The organism is Pseudomonas sp. SIMBA_067 (assembly GCF_046534675.1).
Taxonomy (GTDB): domain Bacteria; phylum Pseudomonadota; class Gammaproteobacteria; order Pseudomonadales; family Pseudomonadaceae; genus Aquipseudomonas; species Aquipseudomonas putida.
Genome location: NZ_JAWRYH010000001.1, coordinates 1,000,980 through 1,020,292, shown reverse-complemented (window position 1 = coordinate 1,020,292; position 19,313 = coordinate 1,000,980). Strand labels below are relative to the sequence as shown.

16 protein-coding genes are annotated in these 19,313 nt (G+C 63.3%); 11 read left to right on the top strand and 5 right to left on the bottom strand.

Annotation, left to right across the window (positions count from 1 at the left end):
- Positions 1-94 precede the first annotated feature (94 nt).
- Entirely contained in the window at positions 95-577 is a 483-nt protein-coding gene (locus SB765_RS04690) for an Lrp/AsnC family transcriptional regulator (RefSeq protein WP_016499200.1), read from the bottom strand.
- A 123-nt stretch (positions 578-700) separates the two neighbouring features.
- Between SB765_RS04690 and SB765_RS04685 the strand changes: the two genes are divergently transcribed.
- Both SB765_RS04685 and SB765_RS04680 read left to right on the top strand, forming a co-directional pair.
- Positions 701-1,732 carry a histone deacetylase family protein gene (locus SB765_RS04685; protein WP_341798420.1) on the top strand — a complete coding sequence of 344 codons (1,032 nt, stop codon included), beginning with the start codon at positions 701-703 and terminating at the stop codon, positions 1,730-1,732.
- Positions 1,733-1,819: 87 nt separating this feature from the next.
- On the top strand, positions 1,820-3,226 hold the full coding sequence (locus tag SB765_RS04680) for an amino acid permease (protein WP_410931002.1): 1,407 nt from the start codon (positions 1,820-1,822) through the stop codon (positions 3,224-3,226).
- A gap of 115 nt (positions 3,227-3,341) precedes the next feature.
- Here the strand turns inward: SB765_RS04680 and SB765_RS04675 are convergent, their stop codons facing one another.
- Positions 3,342-4,214: a LysR family transcriptional regulator gene (locus SB765_RS04675; protein WP_410910210.1), complete on the bottom strand. Its 873-nt coding sequence runs from the start codon at positions 4,212-4,214 to the stop codon at positions 3,342-3,344.
- Between the two features lie 134 nt (positions 4,215-4,348).
- Between SB765_RS04675 and SB765_RS04670 the strand changes: the two genes are divergently transcribed.
- The 5 genes from SB765_RS04670 (at position 4,349) to SB765_RS04650 (ending at position 9,700) form a co-directional block, all read left to right on the top strand.
- On the top strand, positions 4,349-5,470 hold the full coding sequence (locus tag SB765_RS04670; protein WP_016499204.1) for a muconate cycloisomerase family protein: 1,122 nt from the start codon (positions 4,349-4,351) through the stop codon (positions 5,468-5,470).
- Between the two features lie 21 nt (positions 5,471-5,491).
- The gene (gene catC / locus SB765_RS04665) at positions 5,492-5,782 is read left to right on the top strand and encodes a muconolactone Delta-isomerase (protein ID WP_234228043.1); all 291 of its coding nucleotides are present in this window, start codon (positions 5,492-5,494) and stop codon (positions 5,780-5,782) included.
- Between the two features lie 43 nt (positions 5,783-5,825).
- Positions 5,826-6,761, top strand: a complete 936-nt coding sequence (gene catA / locus SB765_RS04660) for a catechol 1,2-dioxygenase (protein ID WP_341798423.1) — start codon at positions 5,826-5,828, stop codon at positions 6,759-6,761.
- Between the two features lie 184 nt (positions 6,762-6,945).
- A complete protein-coding gene (locus SB765_RS04655; RefSeq protein ID WP_410931001.1) occupies positions 6,946-7,440 on the top strand; it encodes a GNAT family N-acetyltransferase in 495 nt (164 codons plus the stop codon).
- A 163-nt stretch (positions 7,441-7,603) separates the two neighbouring features.
- Positions 7,604-9,700: a putative bifunctional diguanylate cyclase/phosphodiesterase gene (locus SB765_RS04650; RefSeq protein WP_341798425.1), complete on the top strand. Its 2,097-nt coding sequence runs from the start codon at positions 7,604-7,606 to the stop codon at positions 9,698-9,700.
- Positions 9,701-9,873: 173 nt separating this feature from the next.
- Here SB765_RS04650 and SB765_RS04645 read toward each other — a convergent pair whose 3' ends face one another.
- Complete coding sequence (locus tag SB765_RS04645; protein WP_410931000.1) at positions 9,874-10,698, bottom strand: aldo/keto reductase; 825 nt, start codon at positions 10,696-10,698, stop codon at positions 9,874-9,876.
- 246 nt (positions 10,699-10,944) lie between these two features.
- Between SB765_RS04645 and SB765_RS04640 the strand changes: the two genes are divergently transcribed.
- On the top strand, positions 10,945-11,823 hold the full coding sequence (locus SB765_RS04640; RefSeq protein WP_341798427.1) for a DMT family transporter: 879 nt from the start codon (positions 10,945-10,947) through the stop codon (positions 11,821-11,823).
- Positions 11,824-11,831: 8 nt separating this feature from the next.
- On the opposite strand, the gene SB765_RS04635 is transcribed toward SB765_RS04640, so the two are convergent.
- A complete protein-coding gene (locus SB765_RS04635; protein WP_341798428.1) occupies positions 11,832-12,734 on the bottom strand; it encodes a LysR family transcriptional regulator in 903 nt (300 codons plus the stop codon).
- Between the two features lie 305 nt (positions 12,735-13,039).
- Here SB765_RS04635 and katG point away from each other — a divergent pair, with 305 nt between their 5' ends.
- The 3 genes from katG to SB765_RS04620 all read left to right on the top strand — a co-directional run bounded on the left by katG (position 13,040) and on the right by SB765_RS04620 (position 18,179).
- Positions 13,040-15,295: a catalase/peroxidase HPI gene (katG, locus tag SB765_RS04630; RefSeq protein WP_341798429.1), complete on the top strand. Its 2,256-nt coding sequence runs from the start codon at positions 13,040-13,042 to the stop codon at positions 15,293-15,295.
- Positions 15,296-15,451: 156 nt separating this feature from the next.
- Positions 15,452-16,663: a M24 family metallopeptidase gene (locus tag SB765_RS04625; RefSeq protein ID WP_410930999.1), complete on the top strand. Its 1,212-nt coding sequence runs from the start codon at positions 15,452-15,454 to the stop codon at positions 16,661-16,663.
- Positions 16,664-16,844: 181 nt separating this feature from the next.
- Positions 16,845-18,179: an MFS transporter gene (locus SB765_RS04620; protein ID WP_341798431.1), complete on the top strand. Its 1,335-nt coding sequence runs from the start codon at positions 16,845-16,847 to the stop codon at positions 18,177-18,179.
- 68 nt (positions 18,180-18,247) lie between these two features.
- Here SB765_RS04620 and SB765_RS04615 read toward each other — a convergent pair whose 3' ends face one another.
- Positions 18,248-19,255, bottom strand: a complete 1,008-nt coding sequence (locus tag SB765_RS04615) for a GlxA family transcriptional regulator (RefSeq protein WP_410930998.1) — start codon at positions 19,253-19,255, stop codon at positions 18,248-18,250.
- Positions 19,256-19,313 lie beyond the last annotated feature (58 nt).

Below are 19,313 nucleotides of genomic sequence, written 5' to 3'. Positions count from 1 at the left end.
AGGCCGGTAAGGCTGAAGATTATCTTCAGTTGCAATGGCCTCTTCGCAGCACAAGGCTGCTCCTACAAAAATCAAAAGCGCAGCGCGGTGGGTTTCAGGGCACGGGTATTCGGGAAACCGCCTTCACTTCGCGCAACGCCAGGCTCGACTGGATCGAGGCAATGCCTGGCTGACGGCGCAACACCTCTTCCACGAATCGCCCATAACTCTCCAGGTCATTTGCCAACACCGTCAGCACATAGTCAGCCTCGCCGGTCACCTTGTGGCAGGACAGCACCTGCGGCAGCTTCAGGATCACCTGCTCGAACTCATCCGGTGCGTTGGCCGAATGGTTGCCAAAGCGCACCTGGGCAAACGCCATCACGTCGTAGCCCAGCTTCCTGCGGTCGAGGTTGGCCTGGTAATCCTTGATGATGCCCAGCTCCTCCAGCCGTTTGCGCCTGCGCCAGCAGGGCGTCACGGTCATCGACAAACGCTCGCCCAGCGCAGCGCTCGACAGGGTGCCGTCCTCCTGCAAAAGGCGCAGCAGCTCGCGGTCGGTGTCGTCCAGTTGTTCAATAGCAAAGGCTTTGCTCATAGGTGGCCAACCTTGTGAATGCTTTGCTCAAGCATCCAGTTTGATTGAGCATAAAGCAAAGCATTTTCACCGCTCTGTCGCGAAAATTGGTTATCCGGTAACCCCTTGAAAAAGGACATTCGTGTGCTGACAGTATTTAGCAACAACCACCGCTTGCACCATGGCTCGGAACTCAAGGACGGCGCCATTACGCCATCGTTCGAAAACCCCCAGCGTGCCGACACCGTGCTGGCCCGGGTGCACAGCACCGGCCTTGGCGATGTCATTGCCGAACAGGCCTTCGACCGTGGCTGCTACGTGGCGGCGCACAGCGAGCGCTATGTAAGCTTCCTGGAAAACGCCTGGTCGGAATGGGCCGATACCGGCAAAACCCACGATGCGCTGCCGCTGGTGTGGCCAGTGCGCGACCTGGCCATTGACCGTGAGCCCGGCTTCATCGACGGCAAGCTGGGCTTCTATGCCATGGACGCGGGGGCCCCGATCACCGCCGGCACCTGGGAGGCGGTGCGCAGCAGCGCCAACGTTGCCTTGACCGGCATGCAGCGCATCATCGACGGTGCCGACAGCGCCTTCGCCCTGTGCCGCCCACCGGGGCACCATGCAGCACGGGAATACATGGGCGGCTACTGCTACCTGAACAACGCCGCCATCGCAGCCGAGCGCTGCCTGAGCCAAGGCGCCAAACGCGTTGCCGTGCTGGATGTGGACTTCCACCACGGCAACGGCACACAGAACATCTTTTACCATCGCCCCGATGTGTTCTTCGCCTCCCTGCATGGCGACCCGCACGTGTCCTACCCGTACTTTTCCGGCTACGCCCATGAACAAGGCGCAGGCGCTGGCGAGGGTTTCAACGCCAATTACCCGATGGGCAAGGGCACGCGCTGGGCCCAGTACCAGCCGGCTTTGCAGGATGCACTCAAGCGCATTGTCGCGCACAAGCCGCAGTTTCTGGTTGTGTCGCTGGGGGTCGACACCTTCGAGGATGACCCGATCAGCCACTTCAAGCTCATCAGCGAAGACTTCCTGCGCATGGGCGCCGAGATCGCCAGTGCGGGTATCCCGACCCTGTTCGTGATGGAAGGCGGCTACATGGTCGACGAAATCGGCATCAACGCCGTGAACACCCTGCAAGGGTTCGAAAGCGCGCGCTAACCCGCGTAACCAGCCGTGGCGAAGCCTGTAAAGGGCTTTGTTACGGCACCGCGACATGTGACAGGCCAACAATAACAAGAGGTCGCCATGCAAGACATGCCCGCATGCCTTGAGCAAAGCAAACCGGTAACGCCCGACCGTGAAGGGCACCTGCAACGCACACTGGAAAACCGCCACATTCAGCTGATTTCCATAGGCGGCGCCATCGGCACCGGCCTGTTCATGGGCTCCGGCAAGGTGATCGCGCTGTCCGGCACCTCGATTCTGCTGGTGTACGCCATCCTCGGGTTTTTCGTGTTCTTCGTCATGCGCGCCATGGGCGAGCTGCTGTTATCCGACCTGCGCTTCAAGTCGTTCGCCGATATCGTTGCCTATTACCTGGGGCCGCGCGCCGGCTTTGTGCTGAGCTGGTCGTACTGGCTGAGCTGGAGCGTGGCGGTGGTCGGCGACGTGGTCGTGGTGGCCGGGTTCTTCCAGTACTGGTACCCCGATGCACCGGCCTGGCTACCCGCGTTCTTCACCCTGTTCGTGCTGCTGGGGCTGAACATGCTGGCGGTGCGGATTTTTGGCGAGGTGGAGTTCTGGTTCGGCATCATCAAGATCGTCGCCATCGTGCTGTTGATCATCACAGCGGCGGTGATGATCGCCACCTCCTATACCTCACCCAATGGCGTGGTTGCTTCGCTGTCGAACGTGGTCGCGCCGGGCGCCGTGCTCCCCCATGGCATCAGCGGGTTCTTTGCCGGCTTCCAGATTGCCGTGTTTTCCTTTGCCGGCACCGAACTGATCGGCACCACCGCCGCCGAGGCAAAGAACCCGCATCGCTCGCTGCCCAAGGCCATCAACACTATCCCCTTGCGCATTCTGCTGTTCTACATCCTGGCGCTGGTGTGCATCATCAGCGTGGTGTCGTGGGCCGAGGTGCCGGCCAACCGCAGCCCCTTCGTCGAGCTGTTCCTGCTGGCCGGCTTCCCCGCGGCGGCCGGCATGATCAACTTCGTGGTGCTGACCTCGGCAGCCTCTTCGGCCAACAGCGGTGTCTACTCGGGCTGCCGGATGCTGTTCGGGCTGGCCGAGCGGCGTAACGCGCCGGCCCTGTTCGCCAGGCTTTCGGCGTTGAGCGTGCCGGTGTACAGCCTGGTGTTTTCCGGCGTGTGCATGCTGATCGGGTTGAGCCTGCTGTTCATCATCCCGGAGGTGATGACGGTGTTCACGCTGATTTCCACCGTGTCGGCAATCCTGGTGATCTTTACCTGGTCGATGATCCTTGCGGCGTACCTTGCCTATCGCAAACGCAACCCGACTGCGCACGACGCCTCGGCGTTCAAGTTGCCGGGCGGGGTGCCGATGGCCATCACCACCCTGGGTTTCCTCGGCTTTGTGCTGGTGCTGCTGGCGCTGCAGCCGGATACCCGGTTGGCGCTGTGCGTGATGCCGTTGTGGTTCGTGTTCCTGCTGCTGGCCTACCGCCGCCGCGCTCAAGCACATTCCTGAGCACAACACATACCCTGTGGGAGCGGGCATGCCCGCGAAGCAGGCGACTCGGTGGATGGCACGGGCTCTGCCCGTGTTCGCGGGCGCGCCCGCTCCCACAGGGTGCAAGGTTTGTTCATGGTGCCTGTTGCTCGATCAACCCCAGGCACCGCTGCACGATCGGGCTCACGTCACCCTTGCGCCGGCTAAGTATGATCGGGCTGACGGCGCTGCTATCAAGCAAGCCGACATACTCGATATCGGTGCGGTGCTGCTGTTGTACCGATGCTGGCACCAGGGTTACCCCCACGCCGACGGCCACCAGGCCAATGGCCGTCTGCAGTTCGTTGGCCCACTGGCTGACGCGGATGCTCATGCCGTGCTGGGCGAACAGCGCAAGCACGTGGTCGGCATAACTGGGCCGGGGGTTGGCCGGGTAGAGGATGAACGCTTCGCCAGCCAGCTGGGCGAGGCTGAGCGGGCTGCCCGCCAGCGGGTGGCCCTTGGGCAGCACGGCCACCAGCGGGTCTTCACGCAGGACCTGTTGCGCAATGGCCGCGTCCTCGATACGAATGCGCCCGAAGGCGATGTCAATGCGCCCGCTCTTCAGCGCTTCCACCTGCTGCAGCGTGGTCATCTCGCTCAGGCCCAGTTCCAGCTCGCTGTCCTGGCGCAGCTCGCGGATCAGCTCTGGCAGCACGTTGTACAGGGTCGAGGGGGCAAAGCCGATGCCCAGCCACTGGCGCTGGCCCTGGCCAATGCGGCGGGTGTTGTCGCTGATGTTCTGCAGTTGCTGCAGTACGGTGCAGGTCTGCTCGTAGAAGAAGCGGCCGGCCTCGGTCAGCCGCAGAGGGCGTTCGCGCGCTACCAGCAAGGTGCCGAGCTCGTCCTCCAGCTGGCTGATCTGCCGGCTCAAGGGCGGTTGGGCAATGTGCAGCAGCTCGGCGGCGCGGGTGAAGTTCAGGGTCTCGGCCAAGACCTTGAAGTAACGCAGGTGGCGCAGCTCCATCAGACCTCCAGGGTATGGTGGGAGATTCATTTGATATTGGACGTTCATCAGGGTCTCGCGCAATCCTTGAACAATCAAGTAATGCACCATTCGGGCCTGCAACTGGCAGCCCGACCTGACGGGACCTGGCAACAATGACAAGCGCGCTGATTGAACGTATTGATGCAATTATCGTCGACCTGCCGACCATTCGCCCGCACAAGCTGGCAATGCACACCATGCAGCAGCAGACCCTGGTGGTATTGCGTGTGCGTTGCAGCGATGGCGTGGAAGGTATCGGTGAGGCCACCACCATCGGTGGCCTGGCCTATGGCTACGAAAGCCCCGAGGGCATCAAGGCCAACATCGACGCCCACCTGGCCCCGGCACTGATCGGCCTGGCGGCGGACAACATCAACGCCGCCATGCTCAAGCTTGACAAGCTGGCCAAGGGCAACACTTTTGCCAAGTCGGGTATCGAAAGCGCCTTGCTCGACGCCCAGGGCAAACGCCTGGGCCTGCCGGTCAGCGAACTGCTGGGCGGCCGCGTGCGCGACAGCCTGGAAGTGGCCTGGACCCTGGCCAGTGGCGACACCGCCCGTGATATCGCCGAAGCCCGGCACATGCTGGAAATTCGCCGCCACCGGGTGTTCAAGCTGAAGATTGGCGCCAACCCGGTGGAGCAGGACCTCAAACACGTGGTGACGATAAAACGCGAACTGGGCGACAGCGCCAGTGTGCGAGTGGACGTGAATCAGTACTGGGACGAATCCCAGGCCATCCGCGCTTGCCAGGTGCTTGGCGACAACGGCATCGACCTGATCGAGCAACCGATTTCGCGTATCAACCGCGGTGGCCAGGTGCGCCTGAACCAGCGCAGCCCTGCACCGATCATGGCCGATGAGTCCATCGAAAGCGTCGAGGATGCCTTCAGCCTGGCCGCCGACGGCGCCGCCAGCATCTTTGCCCTGAAAATCGCCAAGAACGGCGGCCCGCGTGCCGTGCTGCGCACCGCGCAAATCGCTGAGGCCGCCGGTATCGGCCTGTATGGCGGCACCATGCTCGAGGGCTCGATCGGCACCCTGGCCTCGGCCCACGCCTTCCTCACCCTACGCCAACTGACCTGGGGCACCGAGCTGTTCGGCCCGCTGCTGCTGACCGAAGAAATCGTCAACGAGCCGCCGCAATATCGCGACTTCCAGCTGCACATTCCCCGTACCCCAGGCCTGGGCCTGACCCTGGACGAACAGCGCCTGGCGCGCTTCGCCCGTCGCTGATCAGCAAACAAGGAGATAATCATGCTGTTCCACGTGAAGATGACCGTGAAACTGCCGGTGGACATGGACCCGGCCAAGGCCACCCAGCTCAAGGCCGATGAAAAGGAACTGGCCCAGCGCCTGCAACGTGAAGGGACCTGGCGCCACCTGTGGCGCATTGCCGGGCACTACGCCAACTACAGCGTATTCGATGTGCCCAGCGTCGAGTCGTTGCACGACACCCTGATGCAACTGCCGTTGTTCCCGTACATGGACATCGAGGTCGACGGCCTGTGCCGGCATCCCTCGTCGATCCACAGCGACGACCGCTGATACGCACCTGTCTACCTGACAAGAACAATATGAGGTACGCACGATGACCGTGAAAATTTCCCACACTGCCGACATTCAAGCCTTCTTCAACAAAGTGGCGGGCCTGGACCACGCCGAAGGCAACCCACGCTTCAAGCAGATCATCCTGCGTGTGCTGCAAGACACCGCGCGCCTGGTCGAAGACCTGGAAATCACCGAAGACGAGTTCTGGCACGCCATTGATTATCTCAACCGCCTGGGTGGCCGTAACGAAGCTGGCCTGCTGGCTGCGGGCCTGGGCATCGAGCACTTCCTCGACCTGCTGCAGGACGCCAAGGATGCCGAAGCCGGCCTGGGTGGCGGCACCCCGCGTACCATCGAAGGCCCGCTGTATGTCGCCGGGGCGCCGCTGGTACAAGGCGAAGCGCGCATGGATGACGGCACCGACCCAGGGGTGGTGATGTTCCTGAAAGGCCAGGTGTTCGACGCCGAAGGCAAGCCGCTGGCCGGCGCCACCGTCGACCTCTGGCACGCCAACACCCAAGGTACATATTCGTACTTCGACTCGACCCAGTCCGAGTACAACCTGCGCCGCCGCATCATCACCGATGCCGAGGGCCGCTACCGTGCGCGCTCCATCGTGCCATCGGGATATGGCTGCGACCCGCAGGGCCCGACCCAGGAATGCCTGGACCTGCTCGGGCGTCACGGCCAGCGCCCGGCGCATGTGCACTTCTTCATCTCGGCACCCGGGCACCGCCACCTGACCACGCAGATCAACTTCGAGGGTGACAAGTACCTGTGGGACGACTTTGCCTACGCCACCCGTGACGGGCTGATCGGCGAGCTGCGCTTTGTCGAGGATGCTGCGGCGGCGCGTGACCGCGGCGTTCAAGGCGAGCGTTTTGCCGAACTGGCGTTCGACTTCCACCTGCAGGGGGCCACGGCGTTGGAGGCCGAGGCACGCAGCCACCGGCCGCGTGCGTTGCAGGAAGGCTGAAACCGTTGGGGCTGCTGCGCAGCCCATTCGCGGCCTTGTGTCGCGAAAGGGGCGCGTAGCGCCCCCAACGTGCTGACCATTTTTCGCTGTGTTTTTGCCTGGGCCTTTCCGTGCGGGGAGGGCCTGGGCTTTTTGCTGTTGGGCCCGGTGATCTAGAATCGACCTTTTGCCTGAGCCCCACCCTATGCTGCCCATCGCGCTGCTGCCAACCACCGCTGACCAGGCCCCGCTGATCCGCAACCTCTACCAGTTCTATTCCTACGAGTCCTCCGACTGGGAGCAGGAGGACGTCGAAGTGGACGGCCGCTTCTATATCCACGACGAGCACCTGCACCGCTACTGGCAGGACGACGGCTGGGGCGCCTACCTGGTGCTGGCGGACGGCTTCATCGCCGGCTTCGTACTGGTGGAACGCAGCGAATTGCCGGGCATCGACGCGCTGGAACTGGCTGACCTGTTCATCCTGAAAAAATACCGCCGCCAGGGCATCGGCCAAGCGGTGGCGTTGCAGTTGCTGTGCGGCGAGGGCGACTGGTTGCTGCGGTGCTACGCACATGATGCCCCGGCCGTGGCGTTCTGCAAGGCCGTGCTGGCGAACCTGTCGCGCCCGGCGCAGGCCATTGCCCTGGCTGATGAACCGGACCTGCTCAGTTTCCTGGTGAGCGGCGCCCGCCATTGAGGGCTTGCCCGCCTTCGTTCGTCCTTGAAGAGGAATAGCGACATTTTTGTGAGCTACTTCACAAAATCGTCATGAGCGGCATAATGCCATCAACGCTTTCAGAAGCCCGGCCACTGCTTGCCGGGGTCCCTTTTCATGCGCTTCGAAGGTTCAGGTAAAGTTCATGTCGTTAGTCGCAAGCCCCGACATCATGTACCGGCTATTGATTCAGAGTGTGGTGGACTATGCCATCTACATGCTCACCCCCGAAGGTGTCGTGGCCAACTGGAACCCCGGCGCTCAGCGTGCCAAGGGGTACCACGCCGAGGAAATCGTCGGCCAGCATTACTCGCTGTTCTACACCGATGCCGAGCGCGCCGCCGGGTTGCCCGCGCATAACCTGGAGCAGGCGCGCAGCACCGGGCGCTTTGAAGAAATCGGTTCGCGCATGCGCAAGGATGGCTCGGCCTTCCACGCCCATGTGGTGATCGACGCGGTGTACGACGATGCCGGCCAACTGGTGGGTTTTGCCAAGGTTACCCGCGACATTTCCGAACGCCGCCGTCAGGAGCTGGAGCTGCTGCAGGCCAAGGAACTGGCCGAGCAGTACAGCCAGGAAATGGCCAAGCTTTCGCAGTTCCTGGATTCGGTCATTGCCAATATCCCCGCCAGCGTCATCGTCCAGGACCTGGAGAGCCAGCGTATCCTGCTGGCCAACCAGCAGGCCGAGCGCCTGTTCGGCGGGCCAGAGCGCAGCATGATCGGCCAACTGCCTGGCGAGTGCCTGAGCCCGGCGGCTGCCGACTACCTTGAGCAGCAGCTGGCCCGTGGCGCCCGTAGCACCAAGGGCCATGCTGCCGAGACCCGGGTCGACACCGCCCGTGGCCCGCGTACCCTGCGCAGCCGTACCTTGCTCAGCCAGAACCGCGAAGGCCAGGCTGATTACGTGCTGTTTGTTGCCGAGGATGCCACCGAGGAACTGGCCGCCCACGCGCAGATCCACCACATGGCGCACCATGACGCGCTCACGGGGCTGCCCAACCGCACGCTGTTCAACGAACGCCTGCGCCAGGCGCTGGTGCGTGGCAGCGAGAACGCCAAGCTGACCGCTGCGCTGTGCCTGGACCTGGATAACTTCAAGAACATCAACGATTCCCTGGGCCATGCCTTCGGCGACAAGCTGCTGCGTGAGTTGGGTAAGCGCCTGCGCCGTGAGCTGCGTGAACACGACACCCTGGCCCGCCTGGGCGGTGACGAGTTTGCCGTGGTGCTGACCGGGCTTGATGGCCGCGATGCCGCGTGCAACACCGCACAGCGCCTGATCAATGCCATTTGCCCGCCGTTCCAGATCGAAGGCCACCAGTTCACGGTGGGGGTGAGCATCGGCGTTGCCATTGCCCCCGATGACAATGACCAGGCCGAGCAGTTGCTCGGCTATGCCGACATGGCGCTGTACGAGGCCAAGCGCAACGGGCGAAACCGCTACGAGTGCTTCGAGGTCGAACTGGACGTTGCAGCCCGCCAGCGCCGCCTGGTGGAAACCGACCTGCGTACTGCGCTGCACCTGGGCCAGTTGCTACTGCACTACCAGCCGGTGGTCGACCAGCAGACCCACTGCATCACCGGCTACGAGGCTTTGCTGCGCTGGGAGCACCCGAGCCGTGGCATGGTGATGCCCATGGACTTCATCCCCATTGCCGAGGAAACCGGGTTGATTCATGAGCTGGGCACCCGGGCCTTGAACCTGGCCTGCCAGGAAGCGGCCAGCTGGGACAGCGAGCAGACGGTGTCGGTCAACCTGTCGCCGGTGCAGTTCAAGAATGCCAACCTGGTGCAGGTTGTGGCCTTGGCCCTGGCCGACTCGGGCCTACCGGCGCAGCGCCTGGAGCTGGAAATCACCGAGTCGGTGCTGCTGGGTAACAGCGAGGAAAACGTGCGCACCTTGCGCGCGCTGAAAGACCTGGGCGTGTCCATTTCGCTGGACGATTTCGGCACCGGGTATTCATCGCTCGGCTACCTGCGGTCGTTCCCGTTCGACCGGATCAAGATCGACAAGTCGTTCGTGCATGACATGTGCGAAAGCCGTGAGGCGATGTCGATCATCCGTGCCATTACCGACCTGTCCAACAGCCTGATGATCAAGACCACGGCCGAAGGGGTGGAGTCGGAAGAGCAGATGCGCCGGCTGGCGGCGGAAGGGTGCTCGCATTTCCAGGGCTACCTGTACGGGCGGCCGGCACCGGCGAGTGAGCGGTTGAAGCAGGTCATTACGCCTAGCTGACGGCTCACGCAGCCCATTGTGGGGGTAATTGTCTTGCTCAAATTTTAAGAGCTTGTGCAATCCTTGTGGGAGCGGGCATGCCCGCGAACACCGGCGCAGCCGGTGCCAGCCACCGAGTTGGCTTCTTCGCGGGCACGCCCGCTCCCACAAGGTCCGTGTCGCGCTTACGAATTTCAGCTATTCCAGTCTGGCGCAAACGGCGGGCTTACCACCCGCTGATCTTTCGGTAATTGGGCAATCGCCGCGCGATCCTCGTCGTCCAGTTGCACGTTCAATGCTGCCAGGTTGGCCAGCTGGTTCTCGCGGCTACTGGCCTTTGGGATCGCCGCCACACCGTCCTGGTCCAGTAACCACTTCAGCGCCACTTGGCTGGGCAGCACGCCGTGCTTGCGGGCAATCGCCTGGATCACCGGCTGCGCCGCCGCCTGGCCGCGGGCCAGCGGGGTGTAGGCGGTGAGCAACAGGTCATGATGGCGGGCGTAGTCGAGCAGCGGTTGCTGGCCGAGCAGTACGTGGTATTCCACCTGGATCGCCGACAACGGCGCACCCAGGGTTTCCACCACCTGGCGCAGCAGGCCCAGCGGGAAGTTGGCCACGCCAATGTGGCGCGCCTTGCCCTCGTCACGCAGCGCTACCAAGGTGTCGATGCTGCGTGCCAGGTCCCAATCCTTGCCGGGCCAGTGAATGTGGAACAGGTCGACCTGCTCGGTGCCCAGGGCGCGCAGGCTGTCTTCCAGCGACTGGCGCATGGCCTTGGGCTCCAGGCGGTCCCACCACACCTTGGTGGTGAGGTGGATCTGCTCGCGTGGCACGTCGCTGTCGCGCAGGGCCTGGCCAACGGCCGCTTCGTTTTCGTAGGCGGTGGCAGTGTCGATGTGCCGGTAACCCACGTCCAGCGCCTGGTGCACGGCCTGGGTACATTCGGTGCCGGTCATTGGCCAGGTGCCCAGGCCGATTGCTGGCAGGTCCAGACCGTTACGGGTGGTGAGCCTTTGCATGTAAATTCCTTGTAGGGTGTGCAGGGTTCGCACTCGATGGTGGGTGATCAGCGAGGCCCGGGCCATGCGTTCAAGGCACAAAGTGGTCGATCAGCGAACAGTAATTGCAGCCGGCGTGGACAAGCGGCAAATGAACTTCCTTATGCTGCGGCATCTCTTCTAGAATTCGAGCAGTCGCATCCGCCAGGCCACGCCTGTGCGGCCTTCCCTGGGCTTGCCTGCTGGCGCGCCGTCATCGAGAGAGCCATGAGTTCCAGTACACCGCTGTCCGGCGTCAACCAACCCCTGCGCGGCATCGCCTTGGTGGTGGTGGCGACGTTGCTGTTTGCCAGCCACGATGCTTTGTCCAAATTCCTCGGCGGCCTGTACCCGATCGTCATGGTGGTGTGGGCCCGGTACGTGGTGCATACGCTGCTGATGGCCGGCATCTTCCTGCCCAAGTCAGGCCTTAACGTGCTGCGTACGCGCCGCCCGGTGTTGCAGACGCTGCGGGCCTTGAGCCTGCTGAGCACCAGCCTGCTGTTTACCACTGGCCTGCAATACTTGCCGCTGGCCGAGGCCACTGCGGTCAACTTTCTTGCCCCGGTGCTGGTCACCGCGTTATCGGCACCCCTGTTGAAAGAACGGGTGACGGTGGGGCAGTGGGTGGCGGTGGTGATGGGCTTTATCGGCGTGCTGGTGGTGGTGCACCCGGGTGGGGCGATGTTTACCCCGGCCATTCTGTATCCTTTCGGTTCGGCGTTGGGCTTCTGCTTTTATCAGTTGCTGACGCGCATTCTGGCTGCGCATGACAGCCCGACCACCAGCAACTTCTATGCAGGGCTGTGCAACACCCTGGCAATGAGTGCACTGGTGCCGTTCTTCTGGGTGGTGCCGCGTTGGGACCATGCGCTGCTGATGCTGGCGCTGGGTGGCTTTGGCATGACTGCGCACCTGCTGCTGACCCAGGCCTTCCGCCATGCGGCACCGGCGTTGCTGGCACCGTTCAGCTACTGCCAGATCGTGTTTGCCGGGTTGCTTGGGCTTCTATTCTATAGCCAGGTGCCGGATAGCCTGAGCCTGGCGGGAATTTCGGTGATCTGCCTCAGTGGGCTGGGCGCGGCGTGGATGCAGCGCAAGAAGTGAGTGATTACCTACCGGGCCATGAACTGCAGGATGCGTTCGCGTAGCCAGCGCTCGGCCGGGTCGTTGTCCTGGGCGCCGCTCCAGACCATGGACAGCTCGGCCTCGGAGATGTCGAACGGCGCCGGGTCGGCGCGCAGGCTACCGTCGTCGGCCAGGGCGCAGGCGGCGTAGTCCGGCACGGTGGCAATCAGCTCGGTGTTGCGCAGCAGGGCGCGCAGGCTGCCGAACTGCGGCACCGCCAGCACCACCTTGCGGCAACGGCCGATGCGCGCCAGGTCCAGGTCGATGTTGCCGCTCATGTCGCCGGAGAACGACACCATCACATGCGGGCGCGCGCAGTATTCGTCGAGGGTCAGCGGGCCGGGGCGGTCGTCGGCGCGCAGCACGCGCACGCCGATGTCGCGCAGCTTGCGGCGTTTGGCCGTGGCTGGCAGGTCGGTGGTGTAGCTCACACCTACCGAGATTTCGCCGCTGGCCAGCAGGCCAGGCATCAGCAGGAAGTTGGCGCGCCGCACAACCACACTGATATCCGGGGCTTCTTCGCGCAGGGCCTGCAGCAAGGCCGGGAACAGGCCGAACTCGGCATCGTCCGACAGGCCCAGGCGGAACACATTGCAGCTGCTGGCCGGGTCGAATTCGCGGGCGCGGCTGATGGCGGCGGAAATCACGTCCATCGCTGGCGCCAGTTCGGCAAAAATCTGCAGGGCCCTTGGCGTGGGTTCCATGGCCCGGCCACTGCGGATCAGCAACGGATCGTCGAACAGCTCGCGCAGGCGGGCGAGGGCGGCGCTGACGGTGGACTGGGTGATGAACAGCTTTTCACCGACGCGGGTCAGGTTGCGTTCGATCATCAAGGCTTCGAACAGCACCAGCAGGTTCATGTCAACGCGGCGCAGGTCGTTGCGGTTCATTGGGCTCAGGTTCCGGAATAGAGGGCTTGGCGGTGTATTGAAGCACGCCGCTGGCCTGCTTGCCTTGTATGAATGTGCTGGCCTCTTCGCGGGTTCACCTGCGAAGAGGCCAGCACAAGCAAACCTGACAGAGCCAGCCTATCAACCCCTAACAGCCACTCTATTAGAACTCTGCCCAAGCTGGTCTAGTCTTTCCCGTGGCCCCGTGTAGACCTGATGAGGGGTAGCACGAGCCCACACGCTCGGCTGAAAGAACACCTGGCATAGACCGGAAATCTGGATAACCGACCCAAAGGTACCCGCAGATGTCGAACGAATCGAAATGCCCGTTCCATCAAACCGCAGGTGGCGGCACCACCAACCGTGACTGGTGGCCTGACCAGCTCAACCTTCGCATTCTTCACCAGCATTCGTCGAAATCCAGCCCCGATCCGGACTTCGATTATGCCAAGGCGTTCAAGAGCCTCGACTTCCAGGCCCTGAAGCAAGACCTGACCGCCTTGATGACCGACTCGCAGGACTGGTGGCCCGCCGACTTCGGCCACTACGGTCCGCTGTTCATCCGCATGGCCTGGCATAGCGCGGGCACCTACCGCATCGGCGATGGTCGCGGTGGCGCGGGTTCTGGCCAGCAACGTTTCGCCCCTCTGAACAGCTGGCCGGACAACGTCAGCCTGGACAAGGCCCGGCGCCTGCTGTGGCCGATCAAGCAGAAATACGGCAACAAGATTTCCTGGGCCGACCTGATCGTGCTCACGGGTAACGTTGCCCTCGAATCCATGGGCTTCAAGACCTTTGGTTTCTCTGGCGGGCGCGCCGATGTGTGGGAGCCGGACGAAGATGTGTATTGGGGCTCGGAAAAGGTCTGGTTGGGCGGCGATACCCGCTACGGCAAGGAACAGGTCAAGGCCCAGCCGCCAGGCCAGGGGGACCTGGTGGCCGAGCCGGCCAAGCACGGCGAAGAACAGAATCGCGACCTGTCGGCCGAGCGGAACCTGGAAAACCCGCTGGCCGCCGTGCAGATGGGCCTGATCTACGTGAACCCGGAAGGCCCGGAAGGTAACCCCGACCCGGTGGCCTCGGGCAAGGACATCCGTGAAACCTTTGGCCGCATGGCCATGAACGATGAAGAAACGGTGGCGCTGATCGCCGGCGGCCACGCCTTTGGCAAGACCCATGGTGCCGGCCCTGCCGACAATGTCGGCCCCGAGCCGGAAGCTGCTGGCCTTGAGCTGCAGGGCCTGGGCTGGCCCAACAAGTTTGGTACCGGCAAAGGCGGGGATACCATCACCAGCGGCTTGGAAGTGACCTGGACTTCTACCCCGACCAAGTGGAGCAACGAGTACCTCAACAACCTGTTCAACTTTGAGTGGGAATTGACCAAGAGCCCGGCCGGTGCGCACCAGTGGCGGCCGAAAGAGGGCAAAGGCGCAGGCACCGTGCCGGATGCCCACGATCCGGGCAAGAAACACGCACCGTCGATGCTTACTTCCGACCTGGCGCTGCGTTTCGACCCGATCTACGAGCCGATCGCCCGTCGCTTCAAGGACAACCCTGACCAGCTGGCGGATGCCTTTGCCCGTGCCTGGTACAAGCTGATCCACCGCGACATGGGCCCGCTGGCCCGCTACCTGGGCCCGGAAATGCCCAACGAAGAGTTGCTGTGGCAAGACCCGTTGCCCAAGGCAGATCCAGCCACGATCAGCGAGCAAGACATCGCAGATCTCAAAACCAAGATCCTGGCTTCGGGCTTGAGCGTGGGCGAACTGGTCGCCACCGCCTGGGCGTCGGCGTCGACCTTCCGCGGCTCCGACAAGCGCGGTGGGGCCAATGGCGCCCGCGTGCGCCTGGCACCGCAGAAGGACTGGGCTGCAAACCAGGGGGTAGATAAGGTGCTGGCGGCGCTGGAAAAGATCCAGGGCGAGTTCAACAACGGCGGCAAGAGGGTTTCTCTGGCCGACCTGATCGTGCTGGCCGGTACCGCAGCCGTTGAAAAAGCCGCCAAGGACGCCGGTTACACGGGCAGCGTAGGGTTCCGCCCGGGCCGCGTCGATGCGTCTCAGGCGCAGACCGATGTCGAGTCGTTTGCCGTGCTAGAGCCGTTGGCCGATGGCTTCCGCAACTTCACCAAGGCCCGCTATAGCGTCAAGGCTGAGAAGCTGCTGCTGGACAAGGCCCAGTTGCTGACGCTGACGGCGCCGGAGCTGACCGTGCTGATTGGCGGCCTGCGCGTGCTGGGCGCCAACCATGGCGGCAGCAAGCAGGGCGTGTTCACCGACAAGCCCGGCACCCTGAGCAACGACTTCTTCCGCAACCTGCTGGACATGGGCGTGGAATGGAAGCCGACCTCGGCGGACAACGAGGCCTTCGAAGGCCGCGACCGCAAGACCGGGCAGGTGAAGTGGAGTGGTAGCCGGGTTGACCTGGTGTTTGGTTCGCATGCCCAGCTGCGGGCGTTGAGCGAGGTGTATGGCAGCAGTGATGGGGGTGACAAGTTCGTGCGGGACTTTGTGGCCGCTTGGCAGAAGGTCATGGAGCTGGATCGTTTTGACCTGAAGTAACGGTGTTGCGGGGGGCTGCAGAGCAGCCCCCTTGGCCCTGGTGATCCCGCCAATTCCAGGTCGGATAGATACAAAAACGTCCTCGTCGGTTCTGTTGCAATGCTTCTCAGGCGGCCGGCCTGAACAGCGTGCTCACAACGACAAGGAACCCCGACCATGCAAATGCCCAAGACCCTGAAAATCCGCAATGGCGACAAGGTGCAGCCGACCTTTTCGGCGCAGGAATATGCAGCCCGCCACGCCCGGCTGCGGGCCTACATGGCCGAGCAGGACATCGAAGCGGCGATCTTCACGTCGTATCACAACGTCAACTACTACAGCGACTTCCTCTACTGCTCGTTCGGCCGCCCGTATGCGCTGGTGATCACCCAGGACAAGGTCGTCTCGATCAGCGCCAATATCGATGGCGGGCAGCCCTGGCGGCGCACGGTCGGCACTGACAACATCGTCTACACCGACTGGCAACGCGACAACTACTTCGTTGCCATCCAGCAGGCGCTGCCGCTGGCCTCGCGCATCGGCGTCGAACACGACCACCTCAACCTGCAGAACCACGCCAAGCTGGCCGCCTGCTACCCCAGAGCCGAGTTGTTGGACATTGGCGCGCCGTGCATGCGCATGCGCATGATCAAGTCGGCGGAGGAGCAGGCGCTGATCCGCCAAGGTGCGCAGGTGGCCGACATTGGCGGTGCGGCGGTGGTGGAGGCGCTGCGCGAGCAGGTGCCGGAGTATGAAGTGGCGCTGCATGCCACCCAGGCGATGGTCCGTGAAATTGCCAGGCGCTTCCCCGATGCGGAGCTGATGGACACCTGGACCTGGTTCCAGTCCGGGCTCAACACCGATGGCGCGCACAACCCGGTGACCAGCCGCCGCGTCGGCAAGGGTGAAATCCTTAGCCTCAACTGCTTCCCGATGATCGCTGGCTACTACACCGCGCTGGAGCGCACACTGTTCCTCGACCATTGCCCGGATGAATACCTGCGCCTGTGGCAGGCCAACGTGGAGGTGCACGAGGCTGGGTTGAAACTGGTACGCCCGGGCATGCGCTGCAGCGACATCGCCCGTGAACTGAACGAAATCTTCCTGCGCCACGACCTGCTGCAGTACCGCACCTTTGGCTATGGCCACTCGTTCGGCACCTTGAGCCACTACTACGGCCGCGAAGCGGGGCTGGAGCTGCGCGAAGACATCGACACGGTGCTGGAGCCTGGCATGGTGGTGTCGATCGAACCGATGATCATGCTGCCCGAAGGGCGACCGGGGGCGGGCGGGTACCGCGAGCATGACATCCTGATCGTCAATGACAACGGCGCCGAGAACATCACCAGGTTCCCGTATGGGCCGGAGCACAACATCATTCGCAAATAAAGACCGCAGCTGGCCTCATGGCCGGCAAGCCAGCGCCTGCAGATACTGCACAGCATGCAATGCCTGTGGAGTCCCGTGTGGGGGCTGGCTTGCCGGCGATGAGGCCAACCCGGACAACAAAAATATCACTGTATGACCACCAGACCCTGCCTCCAATTAAAAGAACCAGAGGGTACCCGTCATGTCCAGCACCACACTTGACCCATCCGCCGTCGCCGGTCCCGCACACAACGCCGAACGCCAGGCCCTGCGCAAGGCCGCCCGGGCCAGTTTCATGGGCAACTTCGTCGAGTGGTTCGACTACGCCGCCTACGGCTACCTGGCCACCATCATCGCCGCCACCTTCTTCCCGCAGACCGACAAGACCAACGGCCTGCTGGCAACCTTCGCCGTGTTTGCCCTGTCGTTCCTGGTCCGCCCGCTAGGCGGTATCGTCTGGGGGCACTTTGGCGACCGCCATGGCCGGCGCAACGCACTGTCGTGGTCGATCCTGATCATGTCGGTATCGACCTTCTGCATCGGCCTGCTGCCTGGTTATGCGCAAATCGGTTTGTGGGCGCCGGCGCTGCTGTTGCTGATCCGCCTGGTGCAGGGTTTTTCTGCGTCGGGCGAGTACGCCGGTGCTGCGGCGTTCCTGGCCGAATACGCGCCGCCCGGCCGTCGTGGCCTGTACACCAGTATCGTGCCGGCCAGCACGGCAGCGGGGTTGCTGTTTGGTGCGGCGTTCGTGGCGGTACTGCACGAACTGCTCAGCAGCGAAGCCCTGCATGAATGGGGCTGGCGCCTGCCGTTCCTGCTGGCGGCGCCGTTCGGCCTGGTGGGGCGCTATATCCGCATGAGCCTGCAGGACACGCCCAAGTTCCTGGAGATGGAGCAGCGCCTGGAACACAAGGCCGGCATGGCCCCGACGCCGCTGCGCGAGCTGCTGGGCCAGCACCGCCGCAGCCTGGCCATCGGCATTGGCGTTACCTGCCTGAACGCGGTGGCGTTCTACCTGCTGCTCAGCTACATGCCGACCTACCTGTCCAGTGAAATGGGCATGAGCGAGCGGGATTCATTCATTGCTTCGACAGTATCGCTCGCCACTTATATTGGCTTGATCTTCCTGATGGGGCGGCTGTCCGACCGGTTTGGCCGCAAGACCATGTTGGTGGTGGCTTCGCTGTTGTTCCTGGGGCTGACCGTGCCGTTGTTCCGCCTGCTTGACGGGCAACCGCTGCTGGTCATCCTGGCGATCCAGATTTGCTTCGGGGCGATACTGGCAATGAACGACGGAACCTTGCCGTGCCTGCTGGCCGAGATTTTCCCGACCCGGGTGCGCTTCAGTGGGTTTGCCCTCAGCTTCAATGTGGCCAACGCGCTGTTTGGCGGGACTGCACCGTTCATTGCCACCTGGCTGATTCAGGTGACTGGCAGCAAGCTGGCGCCGGCGGGGTATTTGCTGGCGGCAGCACTGGTGGCACTGGTGGCGATGCTGATGTGCCGGGAAACGGCGCACTCGGCACTGGAAGATTGATAAGCCTGTACTGGCTTCTTCGCGGGTGAACCCGCGAAGAGGCCGGCAAAACTATTGCAAGATCTGGATCAGTGTAAAGAGGCCTGCCGCCGCTCCCCCAGCGGCGACAAGCCAAAGAACCGGCTGTAACTCTTGGAAAAATGCGCCGGCGAGCTGAACCCGCAGGCCAGCGCCACCTCGCGCACCTGCACATCGCTGCGCAGCAGCAACTCCCGCGCCCGCGACAGCCGCAGCTCCAGGTAATACTGGCTGGGCGTGCGCTGCAGGTACTTGTGGAACAGCCGCTCCAGCTGGCGCACGGTCACCTCGTTGAGGCTGGCAAGCTCCTCGAGCCCCAGTGGTTCTTCCAGGTTGGCCTCCATGATCGCCACCACCTGGCTCAGCTTGGGTTGGGCGCTGCCAAGCAGGGTGCGCAGCGGTACCCGCTGGCGATCGCGCTCGCCCCGCACCCGGTCGCACAGCAACAGCTCTGCCGCCTTGGCCGCAATGTCCTGGCCCCCGGGTTCGCGGGCCACCAGTTGCAGCATCATGTCCATGGCTGCCACACCGCCCGAGCAGGTATAACGGTCGCGGTCCAGTTCGAACAGCTGGCTGGAAATGACAATGCCGGGGAAGTGCGCCTGCAATGTCGGCAGGTCTTCCCAGTGGATGGTGCAGCGGTAGCCTTTGAGCAGTTCGGCCTTGGCCAGCAGGTAGCTACCGGTGCAGATACCGCCCAATGGCAGGTGCTGGCGGGCCAGCTTGCGCAACCAGTCGATCAGCGGGCGGCTGCTACGGCCACGGTCGATCGGGTTGGCGCCGACCACCAGCAACGTGTCCAGCTCCGGGGCGTTGGCGATGCTGTAGTCGGGCAGTACCCGCATGCCGTTGCTGGCGACCACGGGTGCCTCGTCCGCAGCAATCAGCACGCTGCGAAACAGTAGCTTGCGCGCGGCCAGGTTGGCCATGCGCAGGGTTTCCACCGCCGACGCCAGACCGATGGTGGTGAAGTTGGGCAAAATCAGAAAGCCGAAGGTCTTTACGGAACAACTCTTTACAATAGACGGCGACAGGTTTGTAGAAGCGGGGTGGACCATTGCGCTGTTCCTGTGCAAGCTGAGGCAGAGTTCGTCAGGGGCAGAGAGAAATACAGCC

Bases quoted from the DNA above. Each gene is read 5' to 3' on its own strand.
- catA (WP_341798423.1), top strand. From the start codon at position 5,826: ATGACCGTGAAAATTTCCCACACTGCCGACATTCAAGCCTTCTTCAAC.
- SB765_RS04650 (WP_341798425.1), top strand. From the start codon at position 7,604: ATGTCGTTAGTCGCAAGCCCCGACATCATGTACCGGCTATTGATTCAG.
- SB765_RS04645 (WP_410931000.1), bottom strand. From the start codon at position 10,698: ATGCAAAGGCTCACCACCCGTAACGGTCTGGACCTGCCAGCAATCGGC.
- SB765_RS04640 (WP_341798427.1), top strand. From the start codon at position 10,945: ATGAGTTCCAGTACACCGCTGTCCGGCGTCAACCAACCCCTGCGCGGC.
- SB765_RS04690 (WP_016499200.1), bottom strand. From the start codon at position 577: ATGAGCAAAGCCTTTGCTATTGAACAACTGGACGACACCGACCGCGAG.
- SB765_RS04625 (WP_410930999.1), top strand. From the start codon at position 15,452: ATGCAAATGCCCAAGACCCTGAAAATCCGCAATGGCGACAAGGTGCAG.
- SB765_RS04615 (WP_410930998.1), bottom strand. From the start codon at position 19,255: ATGGTCCACCCCGCTTCTACAAACCTGTCGCCGTCTATTGTAAAGAGT.
- SB765_RS04620 (WP_341798431.1), top strand. From the start codon at position 16,845: ATGTCCAGCACCACACTTGACCCATCCGCCGTCGCCGGTCCCGCACAC.
- SB765_RS04680 (WP_410931002.1), top strand. From the start codon at position 1,820: ATGCAAGACATGCCCGCATGCCTTGAGCAAAGCAAACCGGTAACGCCC.
- SB765_RS04635 (WP_341798428.1), bottom strand. From the start codon at position 12,734: ATGAACCGCAACGACCTGCGCCGCGTTGACATGAACCTGCTGGTGCTG.
- SB765_RS04670 (WP_016499204.1), top strand. From the start codon at position 4,349: ATGACAAGCGCGCTGATTGAACGTATTGATGCAATTATCGTCGACCTG.
- catC (WP_234228043.1), top strand. From the start codon at position 5,492: ATGCTGTTCCACGTGAAGATGACCGTGAAACTGCCGGTGGACATGGAC.
- katG (WP_341798429.1), top strand. From the start codon at position 13,040: ATGTCGAACGAATCGAAATGCCCGTTCCATCAAACCGCAGGTGGCGGC.
- SB765_RS04655 (WP_410931001.1), top strand. From the start codon at position 6,946: ATGCTGCCCATCGCGCTGCTGCCAACCACCGCTGACCAGGCCCCGCTG.
- SB765_RS04675 (WP_410910210.1), bottom strand. From the start codon at position 4,214: ATGGAGCTGCGCCACCTGCGTTACTTCAAGGTCTTGGCCGAGACCCTG.